The following is a 16,527-nucleotide window of genomic DNA, read 5'->3' on the forward strand; positions in this document are numbered from 1 at the left end:
AACAGACAGGAGGAAGATAAATGGAATCAGTCGTTGAAAAAATAACGCAAATGCAAGGCTATAAACTCCATGTTGTTGAAACAGATAAATATAAAACGAATACCCTGGTCTGGAGAATGAAAGCGCCTTTATCAAAAGAGGATGTTACGAAAAGAGCGCTTCTTCCTTATGTCCTGCAGTCCAGTTCGGCCAAATATCCAACAACGACAAAGCTGCGTTCCTATTTGGATGACCTTTACGGGGCCACTCTATTTGTTGATTTGGCCAAAAAAGGTGAATATCATATTGTCAGCTTTCTGATTGAAATTGCGAATGAAAAATTTTTGACTGATCCTACCCCTTTATTAAAAAAAGGGTTTGAATTATTGGCCGAAATATTAACAGAGCCCAATGCCAAAGGACAGGCGTTTGACAAGGAAACGATTGAAAAAGAAAAACGCACACAAAAGCAAAGAATTCAATCAGTTTATGACGATAAAATGCGCTATTCGAATGCCCGCCTCATCCAGGAAATGTGCAAAGAAGAGCTGTATTCACTAGAGGTTAATGGCGAGGCTGAAGCAGTGGATGCAATTACTTCCGAAAACTTATTTGAGTACTTTCAGAGGGCCTTTCAAGAGGATGAAATGGACCTTTATGTGATTGGAGATGTAAGGGAGGAAGAAGTGAAAACTGTGGCAGGGGAGCTTCTTCAATTTGAGGACCGCACTCCTAAAAAGACTGCTGCCGGTGAGATTCAAAACAGAACAGAAGTAAATGAGGTTAAGGAAGTTCAAGATGTCAAACAGGGAAAATTAAATATGGGTTACCGGACCAATATCGTCTTCGGCAATCCCGATTACTTTGCATTGCAGGTTTTTAACGGCATTTTTGGCGGTTTTGCCCATTCGAAACTGTTTATCAACGTCCGGGAAAAGGCAAGTCTCGCCTATTATGCAGCCAGCCGACTTGAAAGCCATAAGGGTTTAATGATGGTCATGTCGGGAATCGATAATAAAAATTATGATCAGGCTGTAAAAATCATTCGCGAGCAAATGGAAGCTATGCAAAAGGGTGACTTCACGGACGATGAGCTTGTTCAAACAAAAGCCGTCATCCGGAACCAAATTCTTGAAACCATGGACACACCACGGGGATTGCTCGAGCTTCTATATCATAACGTCGTTGCACACCAAGATATTAAGCTCGAATCATGGATTACAGATATGCAGAAAATAACCAAAGAAGAAATCATCGCAGTTGCTAATAAGATAAACCTTGATACCATTTATTTCTTAACAGGAACGGAGGCGGGCAAGTAATGGAGAAAATAAGCTTTGACCAGCTTCAAGAAGACCTTTATCACGAGAAAATGTCCAACGGCTTACAAGTCTATATCTTACCGAAAAAGGGCTTTAATAAAACCTATGCAACCTTTACAACTAAGTACGGTTCAGTTGATAATACGTTTGTGCCTCTTGGAAAAGATGATTTTGTCAAGGTTCCTGATGGGATTGCCCATTTTTTGGAGCATAAGCTGTTTGAAAAAGAAGATGGTGATGTCTTTCAGCAATTCAGCAAGCAGGGAGCATCGGCCAACGCCTTTACATCATTTACACGGACTGCCTATTTGTTCTCGAGCACTTCAGATGTTGAAAAAAACTTAGAAACATTGGTGGATTTTGTTCAGGACCCATATTTCTCTGACAAGACAGTGGAAAAAGAGAAAGGCATCATTGGGCAAGAAATCACGATGTATGACGATAACCCAGATTGGCGCTTATATTTCGGGATCATCGAAAATCTTTTCCAAACCCATCCAGTCAAAATTGACATTGCGGGAACAATTGAGTCCATTTCTGAAATCACAAAAGAATGGCTGTATGAGTGCTATAATACCTTTTATCACCCAAGCAATATGCTTTTGTTTATTGTCGGAGCGGTTGACCCTGACAAAATCATGAAACAGGTAAAAGACAATCAGGCCAAGAAAGACTATAAGGAAATGCCTGAAATTAAGAGGAAGTTCGAAGAAGAGCCTCAGAAGGCTGCTGAGAAAAAAAAGGTTTTGCAAATGAATGTGCAAACCTCAAAATGCTTGGTCGGCATAAAGGCGTTGCATGTGGATCAGCAGGGCCCGGAAATGTTAAAAAACGAGCTGACCATGAATGTGCTCCTTGATTTACTATTTGGGAAGAGCTCAGAAAACTATTATGAGCTATATAATGACGGATTGGTAGATGAATCCTTTTCCTTCGATTATACGCAGGAGCAGGGTTTTGGCTTTGCGATGATTGGCGGCGACACGAATAATCCGGACCAATTAGCGGACAGAATCCAAAAAATCCTCTTGGATGCAAAGGGTGCTCAAACATTTACCGAAGAGCAGCTGGAAAGGGCTAAGAAAAAGAAAATAGGTGCATTCTTGAGGGCGGTCAATTCTCCTGAATATATCGCCAACCAATTTACCCGTTACGCCTTTAACGACATGAACCTATTTGATGTCGTGCCAACACTTGAAAAAATCACTCTGGCAGACGTTCAGTCACTGGCTTCGGAAGTAATTGCCGACGAGCGGATTTCAGTCTGCCAGGTCGTGCCCAAAAATAAACAATAGAAATCCAGAGGCCTGCCCCCTAGGGATCAGGCCTCCTTATTTAAGAGAGAGTGAACAATATGCATAAATATGTTCTTATAACGGGAGCGAGCGGAGGAATCGGCCAGGCGGTTGCTTACCATTTGGCAGAAAAGGGCTATCATCTATACTTGCATTACAATCAAAATGAAGAATCGATTAAAGAGTTGCTAAACAAGCTTTCCGCCTTTAAGGGGGAGTACATACCAATTCATGCCGATTTGGCTGAACCTGAAGGTTATTTAAAGGTTAGCTCACAGATCTTTTCGCTGGATGCGATTGTACATTGCGGTGGAATGGGGCAATATGGATTGTTAATGGATTTAAAGCTTGACGAAGCGATGGCACTCATGAATGTCCATGTATTAAGTCCCTTAATGTTGACAAAAGAACTTTTGCCAAAACTAATCAGTAAAAAATCAGGAAATATTGTGGTAATCACATCAATTTGGGGTCAGACTGGTGCCGCCTGTGAAGTGGCCTATTCTGCCGCAAAAGGGGCGCAGATCTCATTTGTGAAGGCCTTAAGCAAGGAAGTTGCATTAAATGGAATTCGTGTGAATGCCATCGCTCCAGGGGCGATAAATACGCCGATGATGGCTGGATTTACGGAGGAAGAAACTGAAAGAATTGCCTTTGAAATTCCGATGGGGAGGCTGGGGAAGTCTGAAGAAATTGCTAAGGGCACAGCGTTCCTCTTATCTGATGACTCCAGTTATATTACCGGACAGGTACTTGCCATCAATGGCGGCTGGTATACCTAAAAATTCATATTTTCAGGATGTATAGAAACTGCCTTCTCTCTGCAAAATATACTTGTACCATCTTAAAAGGAGGCAAAATTATGTCTGTTTTAGATAACTGGAAACAATGGCAGGACTTCCTTGGAGATCGTCTAGACCACGCACAATCCCAAGGAATGAGTGAAGGAGCAGTCAACAGCATTGCTTACCAAATTGGCGATTATCTGGCGAAGAACGTAGATCCAAAAAATGAGCAAGAGAGAGTTCTTGCCGATATGTGGTCCGTAGCCGATCCCCAGGAGCAGCAAGCCATTGCCAATGTAATGGTTAAGCTTGTAAAACAATAATGTGTAAAGAGAGGAGAAATCTCCTCTCTTTTTTGATAGATATTAATTACTCGTTGGACATGTTTTTTCTTTCATCTTCTATCAAAATCATATATGATAAGGTTTAGGGCGTTTTGAAACAGAAAATGATTGATATCCTAAATGGGGGTTAAAGCATGAAGAAAGAATGGTATTTAGAATATGAAATTACAAAAAACCGTCCGGGTTTGTTAGGTGATATTTCATCCCTCTTAGGAATGCTTGCTATTAATATTGTAACTATTAATGGCGTAGATGAAGGAAGACGCGGCTTGCTAATACTGGCAAAAGACGATGATCAAATTAAACGTCTTGAGTCAATTTTAAATACAATGGATACAATAAAACTAATAAAATTAAGAGAACCAAAACTGCGTGACCGACTTGCTGTCAGACATGGCCGCTATATTCAGCGGGATGCGGATGATAAAAAAACATTCCGGTTCGTCAGAAGCGAGCTTGGAGTTTTAGTTGATTTTATGGCAGAATTATTTAAGAAAGAGGGCCATAAATTGATTGGCATTCGCGGCATGCCTCGTGTTGGAAAAACGGAATCACTTGTTGCTGCAAGTGTATGTGCCAATAAGCGCTGGCTGTTTGTCTCTTCAACCTTGCTTAAGCAAACGATCCGCAACCAGCTTATTGAAGACGAGTACAATGCTGACAATCTGTTTATCCTCGATGGTATTGTTTCGACCCGAAGGGCAAATGAGCGGCATTGGCAGCTAGTCCGCGAAATTATGCGTCTTCCTTCAGTAAAGGTGGTTGAGCATCCGGATATTTTCGTCCAAAACTCTGAATATACGCTAGATGATTTTGATTATATTATCGAGTTAAGGAATCACGCGGACGAAGAAATTACATATGAGGTAGTCGATCAGCACAATATGTTCTCTGGATCGGATTTTGGAGATTTTGATTTTTAAAAAATTGGAAGGTGTTAACGGTGACTGAATTAGGGAATCGATTAAAAGAAGCCCGTTTAGCCAAAGGTTTGAGTCTTGATGATTTGCAGTCAATGACAAAAATCCAAAAGCGTTATTTAGTTGGGATTGAGGAAGGCAACTATGCAGCCATGCCCGGAAATTTCTATGTGCGGGCATTTATTAAGCAGTATGCAGAAGCATTAAATCTAAATCCCGAAGAGCTGTTTGAAACGTATAAAAGTGAAATCCCTGCTTCCTATAGTGATGAATTACCTCAGCAATTATCAAGAGTAACGACGCACAAGAAAATATCACAAGGAAATTCGAAAATTTTTGATGTGCTGCCAAAGGTGTTAATTGGTGTTTTTGTGATTGGTATTGCTAGTCTTTTATATTATTTTTTCGCAACGAATGCTGGTTCAGATTCAAATCAAACGACGAACAAGGATAATGAGCAGGTTAAATTAGTCAAGAACGAGCAGCTTGAAAAAGCTCAAGCCGAGGAAAAGGCAAAGGAAGATAAAAAGAAAAAAGAAACAGCTAAGGAAGAGCCAAAAAAGGAAGAAACCACGACACCTGTTGAGGAAGCACCAAAACAGGTATTGTCAGTGGTACAAACCAGCGGCAGAAATTCGACTTATTCAGTGAGTAATGCGGATAAATTCGTCGTCAAGATTGTTTCTAGGGGTGTGTCCTGGATCAGTGTGAAGAATGGCAAAGGGAAAACTTTCTATTCCGGAACTCTGCAAGCTGGCGGTGTTGACACCCAGACAATCGATTTATCAGCAGAAACAGAAGCGGTCATTATCGTTGGGAAAACGGTTGATGCAGACATTTTTGTCAATGATCAAAAGCTGGAGTATGCAGTCGCACCAACTGAAAAGGTTCGTCAGGACATTACGATCCAATATGTTCCGAAGACCCAATGATAGTCATCCTTTCGATGGCTATTTTTGGCGTGTATTTTATAGTGCTCATGAAAGCGCGCTGGTTTTTTAGGAGGAAATTTTGATGAATATACCAAATAGAATAACCGTTTCAAGAATATTTTTAATACCGGTATTTATGATTATTATGTTGGTCCCTTTTGAGTGGGGACAAATGTCCTTGCTTGGAGCTGACATGCCTGTTACACATTTTGTCGGGGCGTTGATTTTTATATTAGCCTCTACGACTGACTGGGTGGACGGCCATTATGCCCGTAAGTATAACCTTGTAACCAACATGGGCAAATTCCTTGATCCGCTTGCCGATAAGCTGCTTGTTTCAGCCGCTTTGATTGTTCTTGTGGAACTTGGGTATGCCCCGTCATGGATTGTTATTATCATCATCAGCCGGGAATTTGCTGTCACCGGCCTTCGCCTTCTGCTTGCAGGCGAAGGAGAGGTTGTCGCAGCCAATATGCTTGGTAAAATTAAAACCTGGACACAAATTATTGCAATTTCCGCGTTACTATTACATAACATTATTTTTGCGCTGATTCCTTTCCGCTTTGATATTTTGGCATTGTGGGTCGCGATGTTTTTCACGATTTGGTCAGGATGGGATTATTTTGCGAAAAATAACCATGTGCTGAAGAATTCTAAATAAAATATAATTTCAAGGGGCGGTAGATGTGAACGCTGAGATTATTGCGGTTGGCTCAGAGCTTTTACTAGGACAGATTGTAAATACAAATGCACGCTTTCTATCTCAGCAATTAGCTGGGCTTGGGGTGGATGTATATTTTCATACGGTGGTTGGCGATAACCCCGATAGGCTGAAGGCAGCGATTGACATCGCTGAAAAGCGTTCGGAAATCATTATTTTTACAGGTGGACTGGGACCGACCAAGGATGATTTAACGAAGGAAGCAATTGCCCGCCATATTGGTACAGAACTTGCGCATGATGAAACGGCATTAGAATCGATTGAAGATTATTTCAAGCGGACCAATCGTGTAATGACAGAGAATAACAGGAAACAGGCTTTAGTTTTGAAGGGTTCTGAAGTTTTGCCGAATGACTTTGGCATGGCACCTGGTATGGTAATAAAAGTGGGCGGTCATATTTACATGCTCCTGCCGGGACCGCCAAAGGAAATGGAGCCGATGTTTTCCCGCTATGGCAGACAGGCGCTTGCTTCAGCTACCGGCTCGAATGAGCAAATTGTTTCTAGGGTGCTGCGCTTTTTTGGAATAGGTGAGGCGGCCCTTGAAACGGAAATTATCGATTTGATTGATGCTCAAAGCAACCCGACGATTGCTCCGCTTGCTGGTGATGGCGAAGTGACATTGCGTCTGACTGCAAAACATGTGGATGCTGCGGCAGCTGAGGCTTTGCTGGATGAGGTTGAGGCGAAGATCCGCGGGCGTGTTGGGCAGTATATTTATGGATACGGCGACGCCTCGTTGTTAGCGGAACTGACTAAGGTGTTAAAGGCTCGGCAATTAACAATTACAGCAGCAGAGAGTTTAACAGGCGGGTTGTTTCAGCAGGAGATTACCTCGATTTCCGGGGCTAGCTCTGTATTCAAAGGCGGCGTTGTATGTTATGCCAATGAAATTAAGCGGGATGTTGTCGGGGTTAAGCAGGACACGCTTGATCAGCATGGGGCTGTAAGTGAAGAGTGTGCCCGCGAACTAGCAGAAAATTCAGCCCGGATTTTTGGAACTGATATCGGAATCAGTTTTACCGGTGTGGCAGGACCGGATGAACTGGAAGGGAAACCGGTTGGGACGGTTTATATAGGGATCGCTGTGTCTGGTAAGCCAACGGTGGTGGAAAAATTGTCTCTTGCTGGGGGAAGGGCTGCCAACAGAGTGAGGGCTGTTAAATTTGGATGTTATTTTCTATTGAAAAATTTGAAAGAATCACAGGATGCTGTTTAGGTGTTCTGTGGTTTTTTGTGGAGAACTTTGTTGCTTGCTGTTATGGTGGTTAGGATAAATTAATGGGATATGCCCTAAGAGGTGCTTGTAAGGGAGATGATGGGAAAAATAGGATGGTTATTTTACCCGTAAGGCGTGCAGGTAAGGAGGGACGGTAAAAGAAGAAGTCCAATTATTCCCGTGAGAGTGATATTTAGGAGAAAATAATAAAAATAGTACTGTTAAATTACCTAGTAAGCGGGTTGAAAGTACCCCCTAAGGATAGGCGGTGATTTCTAGTCATATTCAGTTTTCTGACAACTTGTGATATTCCTTTTTTTATTCTGAAACCCTCACGAAACATTTACTTTCCAAAGTAAAGTTGTATTTTTCCTTACATAAATTACTTAGAAAAAGGTCGAATGAATGTTCGTGTTTTTCCTCGACAAATTGCCCAAAAGAGGTTATATTATTAATAGGTTTCGATTAATAGATTCCAGTAATAATTTTAATTTTTAAATAAAAAGGAGGAACTATTTGTGAGTGACCGAAAAGCCGCCTTAGAAATGGCGCTAAAGCAAATAGAGAAACAATTCGGTAAAGGTTCCATCATGAAAATGGGAGAGCAGCAGGAAACTAAAATTTCCACAGTACCAAGCGGCTCCTTAGCACTTGACGTAGCATTGGGTGTAGGTGGGTATCCACGGGGAAGAATAATTGAAATTTATGGTGAAAGATTCGCATAACAATGAAACTCATAGCGAAGATCGCCCGCTTATTGGGAAACCACTAAGACGAAAGGGGCAAAATCGGAAAACATCTCAATAATGGAGAAAATTCCGAGGTAACTGGATGACTTAAAAAGCATTCAGCACCGTAACGCGTAGGGGTTGAAACTTATAGGGGAAATTTCTTGAATATATTTGTAAATTAGGTGGTTATTTTGACTGGCTGTATTTATATAATACGAAACAAAGTAAATAACAAGGTTTATGTCGGCCAGACCATTCAAGGAACCTCCGTCAGGTTTAAACAACACATTAAATTGGCTAATTCAAGTAGTAACCAATGTCTTCACAAGGCGATGCGAAAATATGGTATAAACAATTTCATTATTGAAATTTTAGAAGATTTTGTGGAGGAAGAACAATTAAATCAAAAAGAAGAACATTATATAAAACAATTTAATTCATATGAGTCCGGATACAATATGAACCCAGGTGGTCAAAGCTGGAGAAAGATGCCTGTAGACATTAATATTGAACAATTAGTAGTGATGTACTATAAACAAAAAATGTCTGCTAGGGAAATTGCTGCTGAATTAGGTGTAAATAATACCACGGTCTTAAATCATATGAAGTTAAATTCCTTAATAAGGAGAAAAAGAAGTTGTTCTTTACCCGATAGAACATCTAAAATTTCGAAGGAGTTACTAGAAGATTTATATGTTCATAAAAGAAATACTAGAAAAGAAATAGCCAAACTTTTTAATGTAAGTGAGAAAACCATCCAGAGAGCAATTAAAAGATATTCCCTTGTAAGAATATAATACCTTGAGGATGCAATCATTCTCAACATTATCATAAATTGATAATGCCCAAGAGTGTCCCTTCCCTAACAGAATTAGCTGAGGGAGAATATGTACGCTGAGCTGAGCTGGAATTGACCAGCTGTAGTTATACGTCAACCAGAGCGTGTAATGATGAGGGTGACCTCCAGAAGCAAGGATAAAAAGCCTTGTGTATAACAATACTGCCCGAATCATCTGGTAAAACAACCGTAGCCCTACACGCAATCGCAGAAGTGCAGGCAAAAGGCGGACAAGCAGCGTTTATCGATGCTGAGCATGCCCTGGACCCAACTTATGCCCAAAAACTAGGTGTAAACATTGATGAACTATTATTATCCCAGCCAGATACTGGTGAACAAGCACTTGAAATCGCAGAAGCATTGGTACGAAGCGGTGCAGTTGATATCATCGTAGTCGACTCGGTAGCAGCCCTTGTTCCAAAAGCTGAAATCGAAGGCGAAATGGGAGACTCGCACGTAGGTTTACAAGCTCGTTTGATGTCTCAAGCACTTCGTAAACTATCAGGTGCAATCAATAAATCTAAAACGATCGCTGTCTTCATAAACCAAATTCGTGAAAAGGTGGGTGTCATGTTTGGGAACCCCGAGACGACACCAGGCGGACGCGCGCTAAAGTTCTACTCGACAATTCGTCTTGAAGTCCGCCGCGCCGAGACATTAAAGCAAGGCAATGAAATGGTCGGTAACAAGACAAAAATTAAGGTTGTTAAGAACAAAGTTGCGCCACCATTCCGTACAGCTGAAGTCGATATTATGTATGGAGAAGGCATCTCAAAAGAAGGCGAAATCGTCGATATGGGTTCGGAACTAGAAATTGTCCAAAAAAGTGGTTCCTGGTATTCCTATAGCGATCAAAGAATCGGACAGGGACGGGAAAATGCAAAAATGTTCCTAAAGGAAAATCCTGATATTCGCCTTGATATCCAAACCAAAATCCGTGAACACTACGGGTTGGATGGTGAAAAAACTGTCACTGAAGCGGATGACGATGATCAAATTGAGCTGCTAGATTAATTTTAAAGAGCAAAGCCTTTTACCTAAGGTTTTGCTCTTTTTAAAACGAAATGTATTTTTATACAGAGATATACATAAAAATACTTCTGTGAAAATAGCCCATTTCCCAGTCCTGTCATATTAAATTCGAAATATTTCAAAATGCCAATTGGACTAAACCTTGACAATGATTGGCACCACATTTACAATTAACATGTATATTTTACATTTTTGGAAATATTACATTGAGAAAAAGCCTTAGTGCTTGCTGTATGTTGAGTCTAAACAATGTACATGCCGACACTTAAAAAATGTAAGAAAAGTTCATAGCAAGAGGAGGTGTAACGATTGGATTTAATTACTATCATCTCCATTTTGCTTGGCCTTATCGTCGGTGCCGTTGTTGGCTATTTTATTCGTAGATCCATTGCTGAGGCAAAAATAGCAGGAGCTAAAAATGCTGCAGAGCAAATCTTAGAGGATGCAAAACGTGATGCTGAATCTTTAAAGAAAGAAGCCCTGTTAGAGGCAAAGGATGAAATTCACAAGCTTCGTACTGAAGCAGAACGTGAGGTTCGTGAACGAAGAAATGAACTGCAAAAACAAGAAAACCGTTTACTGCAAAGAGAAGAGAATTTAGACAGGAAGGATGAAACGTTAAACAAGCGTGAAGTTCTTCTAGAAAAGAAGGATGATTCTCTAAATCAAAGACAACAGCATATTGAAGAGATGGAAAGCAAAGTGGACGAGTTGGTACGTACGCAGCAATTAGAACTCGAACGAATTTCTGGCTTAACTCGTGAGGAAGCGAAGTCGATCATTATAGATCGGACTGAGAAGGAACTCGCTTATGAAACCGCGATGATGATTAAGGAAAGCGAAAATCGTGCAAAAGAGGAAGCTGACAAGAAAGCAAAAGAAATACTTTCCTTGGCTATCCAACGTTGCGCAGCTGACCATGTAGCGGAAACAACTGTCTCAGTCGTAAACCTTCCAAACGACGAAATGAAGGGCCGTATCATTGGACGTGAAGGACGCAATATTCGTACCCTTGAAACGTTAACAGGTATTGATTTAATCATTGATGATACACCTGAAGCTGTCATTCTATCAGGCTTTGATCCTATTCGTCGGGAAACCGCTCGCTTGGCGCTTGAAAAGCTTGTTCAAGACGGACGCATCCATCCAGCCCGGATTGAGGAAATGGTTGAGAAATCACGCCGCGAGGTGGATGAGTATATCCGCGAAGTTGGCGAACAGACCACCTTTGAAGTCGGTGTTCATGGGCTTCATCCTGACCTGATCAAGATTCTTGGCCGTCTAAAGTTCCGTACAAGCTACGGTCAAAACGTGTTAAAACACTCAATGGAAGTTGCTCAGCTTTCGGGACTATTAGCCGCAGAACTTGGACAGGATGAAACACTGGCAAGACGTGCTGGACTTCTCCACGATATTGGGAAAGCAATTGACCATGAAGTGGAAGGAAGCCATGTCGAAATTGGTGTAGAGCTTGCAACTAAGTACAAAGAACATCCAGTAGTCATCAACAGTATTGCATCACACCACGGCGATACCGCACCAACATCGACTATTGCGGTCCTAGTTGCAGCAGCTGATGCCTTGTCAGCCGCTAGACCAGGTGCACGAAGTGAAACTCTCGAAAACTACATCCGCCGACTTGAAAAGCTTGAGGAGATTTCCGAGTCTTATGAAGGTGTTGAGAAATCCTTCGCTATCCAAGCAGGCCGCGAGGTTCGGATTATCGTCAGACCGGATGCAATCGATGATTTGGCTGCACACCGCCTGGCACGGGATATCCGGAAGCGGATTGAGGAAGAGCTTGACTATCCAGGTCATATTAAAGTAACAGTTATCCGTGAAACACGGGCTGTTGAATACGCAAAATAAAGCGGTGCTTTTGCATCGCTTTATTTTTTTGCATTAAAAAATATGCTAAACTTCTAATTAACACATTTTATTTACGAAAGGGCAAGAGCATGAACATACTTTTTATCGGCGATGTCGTCGGTTCTCCAGGCAGGGATATGGTAAAAGAATATCTGCCAAGATTAAAAGAAAAATATCGTCCGCAAATAACGATTATTAATGGCGAAAATGCGGCAGGCGGTAAGGGAATTACGGAAAAAATTTACCGGCAATTTTTAGAGCAGGGTGCACAGGCGGTGACATTAGGAAATCATGCATGGGATAATCGTGAAATATTTGAATTTATCGATCAAGCCAAATATTTAGTCCGCCCCGCAAATTTTCCGAAGAACACGCCTGGCAAAGGGATTATTTTTTTAAAAATAAACAGCTTTGAAGTGGCAGTCATTAATTTACAAGGAAGGACATTTATGAATCCAATTGATTGCCCATTTCAAAAGGCAGATGAGCTCGTTGAACTGGCACGGACACGAACGCCATTCATTTTTGTTGACTTTCACGCTGAAGTGACAAGTGAAAAGCAGGCAATGGGCTGGTATTTGGACGGAAGGGTATCAGCTGTTATAGGGACCCACACACATGTTCAAACAGCCGATAACCGCATTCTTTCAGGGGGAACGGCCTATTTAACTGATGTAGGCATGACGGGCCCGTATGACGGCATTCTGGGCGTAGAAAAGGAAGCGGTCCTGAAGCGGTTTCTAACAAGCCTGCCAGTTCGATTCGAAGTCCCAAATGGCGGGAGAAATCAATTAAGTGCAGTCCATATTGACCTGGACCAAAAAACAGGTCTTGCCAAAAAAATTGAACCAATCTTAATTAATGATGACCATCCGTGGTATTCCTAGGAGCAAACACTCTCGTTTGCTCTTTTTGTATTTTGAATACTGTCTAGCTCCACAAGGAAGGCTTCGTCAGCATAAGCGCACGACTGAAAGCGATAGCTTTTAGGAGGAGCGCCTGGTCAAGGCTTCGCTTTTCGATTAATTTTGTCCAAGCTGGAATATGTTATTTGATTCGTGAATATAGTAGCAGTGGAATGTTTTATACCTGATTGATTCATGAAACTGCTCATGCGGGATCGGGATTATTACAAGGGGGAGCTAGGAATGGAAATATTAAAGGTTTCAGCAAAATCTAATCCTAATTCTGTAGCTGGTGCACTTGCCGGAGTTCTGCGTGAAAGAGGTGCAGCAGAAATACAGGCAATAGGTGCGGGTGCATTAAATCAAGCCGTTAAGGCAGTAGCCATTGCAAGAGGATTTGTAGCGCCTAGCGGAGTTGACTTGATTTGTGTCCCTGCGTTTACCGATATTTTAATCGATGGGGAAGAACGCACAGCTATAAAGTTAATTGTAGAACCGCGGTAGAAAAAAGCCGCGGGTATAAAAAATTTAAGGTTTTATCTGCCTGGTTGTTTTATACAAGCAGGTATTTTTGTGTTCTCGTTTAGGGAAATCATTTGTTTGCTTACCATAATTTAAGAATACTATTCTGATATATGAGAGAATGTTGTGGAAATGGAATAATGGAGCATAACCCTAAATGCAGAAAAATGAGCAAACCTGTTTAAAGATACTGTAATTGCCCTTATATTCTCAGTATTTTTTAAGGTAAATCAAGTAATTTAAAATAATAAAAAAATATTCATCTTTTCGACATTATTTCGAGCCAAAGGGTTGCATTTTTTACTTTATAGGTCTAGAATTGTAAGCGTTTAGTATATCTCCGTGACTCTAGTTTTTGGGCTTTAAAGTACTAAAAATAATAATTTCTAGTGGTTTACTCGGAAATGTGCTATAATCTACATGATTTTATTTAATTATCTTTTACATATCCAAAGGGGTGTAAGTCATGATTAAGCAACTTTCATGGAAAGTTGGCGGACAACAAGGTGAAGGTATTGAGAGTACCGGTGAAATCTTTGCAATCGCACTGAATCGCTTAGGTTATTACCTGTATGGTTATCGTCACTTTTCATCACGTATTAAGGGCGGCCATACGAATAATAAAATCAGAGTAAGCACGACAGAAGTTCGTTCGATTTCTGATGATCTTGATATCCTAGTCGCTTTTGACCAAGAAACAATTGATGTAAACTACAAAGAACTTCACAGCAAAGGACTAATCCTTGCTGATGCTAAATTCGGTCCAACTAAACCTGAAGATACAGAAGCTTCTTTATTTGTAGTTCCATTTACGGAAATTGCAACAGAGCTTGGTACTTCATTAATGAAGAACATGGTAGCAATTGGTGCTACAGCGGCCGTTTTAGATTTGGATATCCAAGTCTTTGAGGAAGTTGTACGTGAAATTTTTGGCAAAAAAGGCGACCAAGTAGTTGCAAAGAATATGGATGCCATTAAAGCTGGCTATGACAATATGAAAGATAAGCTTGGACAAGACATCGAGCCTATGCATCTTGAAAAAGCTGACGGCAAAAAGCGCATGTTTATGATTGGTAACGATGCCATTGCTCTTGGTGCTATTGCAGGCGGTTGTCGTTTTATGGCTGCATACCCTATTACACCTGCTTCTGAGATTATGGAATACTTAATTAAGAAGCTTCCTGCACTTGGTGGAACAGTTATTCAAACAGAAGACGAAATTGCTGCAGCTACAATGGCTATTGGTGCTAACTATGCTGGTGTTCGTACGATTACTGCCTCTGCAGGACCGGGCCTTTCTTTGAAAATGGAAGCAATCGGTCTTGCAGGTATGACCGAAGTACCGTTAGTTATCGTTGATACACAGCGCGGGGGTCCTTCAACAGGATTGCCAACAAAACAAGAACAATCAGACCTTATGGCAATGATTTACGGAACCCATGGAGAGATTCCAAAAATCGTTATGGCTCCAAGTACAGTAGAAGAAGCTTTCTATGATACAGCAGAAGCTTTCAACCTTGCTGAAGAATATCAAGTTCCGGTAATTATATTATCTGACCTGCAATTATCTTTAGGTAAGCAAACTGTAGAACCATTAAACGTTGAAAAAGTTGAAATTCGTCGTGGTAAGTTGTTATCAGGCGATCTTCCGGAGATTGGTGCAAAAGGCTACTTCAAACGTTATGAAGTAACGGAAGATGGAGTTTCACCTCGTGTCATCCCTGGTATGAAAAATGGTATTCACCATGTAACAGGTGTTGAACACGCTGAAACTGGTAAACCATCTGAATCAGCAGCAAACCGCTTGGCACAAATGGATAAGCGTATGCGTAAATTAGAAAATATTCGCTTTAATACACCAGTTTATAAAAATGTGAAGCATGAAGAAGCTGATGTATTATTCGTTGGTTTTAACTCCACTCGCGGTGTTATTGAAGAAGCAATGGGTCGTCTTGAAAATGATGGTTTAAAAGTGAACCATGCTCATATTCGCTTAATTCACCCATTCCCAACTGATGAGGTTCTTCCGCTTATCCAATCAGCGAAGAAGGTTGTCGTATTAGAAAATAACGCAACTGGCCAATTGGCTAATATTATAAAAATGAACGTTGGACATGCAGACAAGATTGTAAAGCATGTTAAATATGATGGTAATCCATTCTTGCCTCACGAAGTTTACACAAAAGCAAAGGAGTTGTTCTAAATGGCCACTTTTAAAGACTTTAGAAATGATGTAAAACCGAACTGGTGCCCTGGCTGTGGCGACTTCTCTGTACAAGCGGCAATTCAACGTGCTGCTGCAAACGTTGGTTTAGAACCTGAAAATCTAGCGGTTATTTCCGGTATCGGCTGTTCTGGTCGTATTTCAGGTTATATCAATTCATACGGATTCCATGGAATCCATGGCCGTTCACTGCCAATTGCACAAGGCGTTAAGATGGCTAACCGCGATTTAACGGTTATTGCTTCAGGCGGTGACGGTGACGGCTTTGCGATCGGTATGGGTCATACTATTCATGCAATCCGTCGTAACATTGACGTTACGTATATCGTTATGGACAACCAAATTTACGGTTTAACAAAAGGTCAAACTTCTCCGCGCTCAGCTGCTGGCTTTAAAACAAAGTCAACACCAGCAGGTTCCATCGAACAAGCGATTTCCCCAATGGAAATGGCACTAACTGTGGGCGCAACATTTGTTGCTCAAAGCTTCTCAACAGATTTGAAAGATTTGACTGCGTTAATTGAAGCTGGTATTAATCACAAGGGCTTCTCTTTAATCAACGTATTCAGCCCATGTGTAACTTATAATAAAGTAAACACTTATGACTGGTTCAAAGAAAATCTTACTAAGCTAAGCGATATCGAGGGTTATGATCCACATAACCGCGAAGCTGCGATGCAAACATTAATGCAGCATAAAGGCTTAGTAACTGGTCTAATTTATCAAAATGCGGAGCAAAAATCTTACCAAGAATTAGTTCATGGCTATAAAGAAACTCCGTTAACTCAAGCAGACCTTGAGCTTGATCAAAATTATTTTGATAAATTAGTTGCTGAATTCATGTAATGGTGATGAAAATCCCGAGGCACTCCCTCGGGATTTTTTTTTT

15 protein-coding genes and 1 pseudogene are annotated in these 16,527 nt (G+C 41.0%); all 16 read left to right on the forward strand.

What is annotated here, in order from left to right:
* Positions 1–20 precede the first annotated feature (20 nt).
* The 16 genes and pseudogenes from yfmF (at position 21) to ACZ5AE_RS10015 (ending at position 16,484) form a co-directional block, all read left to right on the forward strand.
* Positions 21–1,301, forward strand: a complete 1,281-nt coding sequence (gene yfmF / locus ACZ5AE_RS09940) for an EF-P 5-aminopentanol modification-associated protein YfmF (RefSeq protein ID WP_464571805.1) — start codon at positions 21–23, stop codon at positions 1,299–1,301.
* Positions 1,301–2,596, forward strand: coding sequence for an EF-P 5-aminopentanol modification-associated protein YfmH (yfmH, locus tag ACZ5AE_RS09945; RefSeq protein ID WP_464571807.1), 1,296 nt, complete (start codon positions 1,301–1,303; stop codon positions 2,594–2,596). Before yfmF ends, yfmH begins: the two co-directional genes overlap by 1 nt.
* A 59-nt stretch (positions 2,597–2,655) precedes the next feature.
* On the forward strand, positions 2,656–3,378 hold the full coding sequence (ymfI, locus tag ACZ5AE_RS09950; RefSeq protein WP_464571809.1) for an elongation factor P 5-aminopentanone reductase: 723 nt from the start codon (positions 2,656–2,658) through the stop codon (positions 3,376–3,378).
* 80 nt (positions 3,379–3,458) lie between these two features.
* Positions 3,459–3,704, forward strand: coding sequence for a DUF3243 family protein (locus ACZ5AE_RS09955; protein ID WP_464571811.1), 246 nt, complete (start codon positions 3,459–3,461; stop codon positions 3,702–3,704).
* A gap of 155 nt (positions 3,705–3,859) precedes the next feature.
* On the forward strand, positions 3,860–4,648 hold the full coding sequence (locus ACZ5AE_RS09960; RefSeq protein WP_464571813.1) for a DUF3388 domain-containing protein: 789 nt from the start codon (positions 3,860–3,862) through the stop codon (positions 4,646–4,648).
* Positions 4,649–4,668: 20 nt separating this feature from the next.
* A complete protein-coding gene (locus ACZ5AE_RS09965) occupies positions 4,669–5,577 on the forward strand; it encodes a RodZ domain-containing protein (protein WP_464571815.1) in 909 nt (302 codons plus the stop codon).
* 82 nt (positions 5,578–5,659) lie between these two features.
* The gene (pgsA, locus tag ACZ5AE_RS09970; protein ID WP_464571817.1) at positions 5,660–6,238 is read left to right on the forward strand and encodes a CDP-diacylglycerol--glycerol-3-phosphate 3-phosphatidyltransferase; all 579 of its coding nucleotides are present in this window, start codon (positions 5,660–5,662) and stop codon (positions 6,236–6,238) included.
* 25 nt (positions 6,239–6,263) lie between these two features.
* Positions 6,264–7,517, forward strand: a complete 1,254-nt coding sequence (locus tag ACZ5AE_RS09975) for a competence/damage-inducible protein A (protein ID WP_464571819.1) — start codon at positions 6,264–6,266, stop codon at positions 7,515–7,517.
* 518 nt (positions 7,518–8,035) lie between these two features.
* Positions 8,036–8,227: pseudogene (locus ACZ5AE_RS09980) on the forward strand (recombinase RecA); the annotation flags it as partial.
* A 203-nt stretch (positions 8,228–8,430) separates the two neighbouring features.
* Positions 8,431–9,045, forward strand: a complete 615-nt coding sequence (locus ACZ5AE_RS09985; RefSeq protein WP_464571821.1) for a GIY-YIG nuclease family protein — start codon at positions 8,431–8,433, stop codon at positions 9,043–9,045.
* Positions 9,046–9,233: 188 nt separating this feature from the next.
* Complete coding sequence (gene recA / locus ACZ5AE_RS09990; protein ID WP_464571823.1) at positions 9,234–10,100, forward strand: recombinase RecA; 867 nt, start codon at positions 9,234–9,236, stop codon at positions 10,098–10,100.
* 327 nt (positions 10,101–10,427) lie between these two features.
* Positions 10,428–11,987: a ribonuclease Y gene (gene rny / locus ACZ5AE_RS09995; protein ID WP_464571825.1), complete on the forward strand. Its 1,560-nt coding sequence runs from the start codon at positions 10,428–10,430 to the stop codon at positions 11,985–11,987.
* 89 nt (positions 11,988–12,076) lie between these two features.
* Positions 12,077–12,874 (forward strand): TIGR00282 family metallophosphoesterase, encoded by a 798-nt coding sequence (locus tag ACZ5AE_RS10000; protein ID WP_464571827.1) that lies wholly within the window; start codon positions 12,077–12,079, stop codon positions 12,872–12,874.
* A 261-nt stretch (positions 12,875–13,135) separates the two neighbouring features.
* Positions 13,136–13,396: a stage V sporulation protein SpoVS gene (gene spoVS / locus ACZ5AE_RS10005; protein WP_038541258.1), complete on the forward strand. Its 261-nt coding sequence runs from the start codon at positions 13,136–13,138 to the stop codon at positions 13,394–13,396.
* A 484-nt stretch (positions 13,397–13,880) separates the two neighbouring features.
* Positions 13,881–15,617: a 2-oxoacid:acceptor oxidoreductase subunit alpha gene (locus ACZ5AE_RS10010; protein WP_464571829.1), complete on the forward strand. Its 1,737-nt coding sequence runs from the start codon at positions 13,881–13,883 to the stop codon at positions 15,615–15,617.
* Complete coding sequence (locus ACZ5AE_RS10015; RefSeq protein ID WP_464571831.1) at positions 15,618–16,484, forward strand: 2-oxoacid:ferredoxin oxidoreductase subunit beta; 867 nt, start codon at positions 15,618–15,620, stop codon at positions 16,482–16,484.
* Positions 16,485–16,527: the final 43 nt, after the last annotated feature.

It is taken from the genome of Neobacillus sp. S1227, from assembly GCF_055385255.1.

Coding starts and splice junctions, on each gene's coding strand:
- ACZ5AE_RS10000 (WP_464571827.1), top strand. CDS start 12,077: ATGAACATACTTTTTATCGGCGATGTCGTCGGTTCTCCAGGCAGGGAT.
- yfmF (WP_464571805.1), top strand. CDS start 21: ATGGAATCAGTCGTTGAAAAAATAACGCAAATGCAAGGCTATAAACTC.
- ACZ5AE_RS10010 (WP_464571829.1), top strand. CDS start 13,881: ATGATTAAGCAACTTTCATGGAAAGTTGGCGGACAACAAGGTGAAGGT.
- yfmH (WP_464571807.1), top strand. CDS start 1,301: ATGGAGAAAATAAGCTTTGACCAGCTTCAAGAAGACCTTTATCACGAG.
- ACZ5AE_RS09955 (WP_464571811.1), top strand. CDS start 3,459: ATGTCTGTTTTAGATAACTGGAAACAATGGCAGGACTTCCTTGGAGAT.
- pgsA (WP_464571817.1), top strand. CDS start 5,660: ATGAATATACCAAATAGAATAACCGTTTCAAGAATATTTTTAATACCG.
- ACZ5AE_RS10015 (WP_464571831.1), top strand. CDS start 15,618: ATGGCCACTTTTAAAGACTTTAGAAATGATGTAAAACCGAACTGGTGC.
- spoVS (WP_038541258.1), top strand. CDS start 13,136: ATGGAAATATTAAAGGTTTCAGCAAAATCTAATCCTAATTCTGTAGCT.
- ymfI (WP_464571809.1), top strand. CDS start 2,656: ATGCATAAATATGTTCTTATAACGGGAGCGAGCGGAGGAATCGGCCAG.
- ACZ5AE_RS09960 (WP_464571813.1), top strand. CDS start 3,860: ATGAAGAAAGAATGGTATTTAGAATATGAAATTACAAAAAACCGTCCG.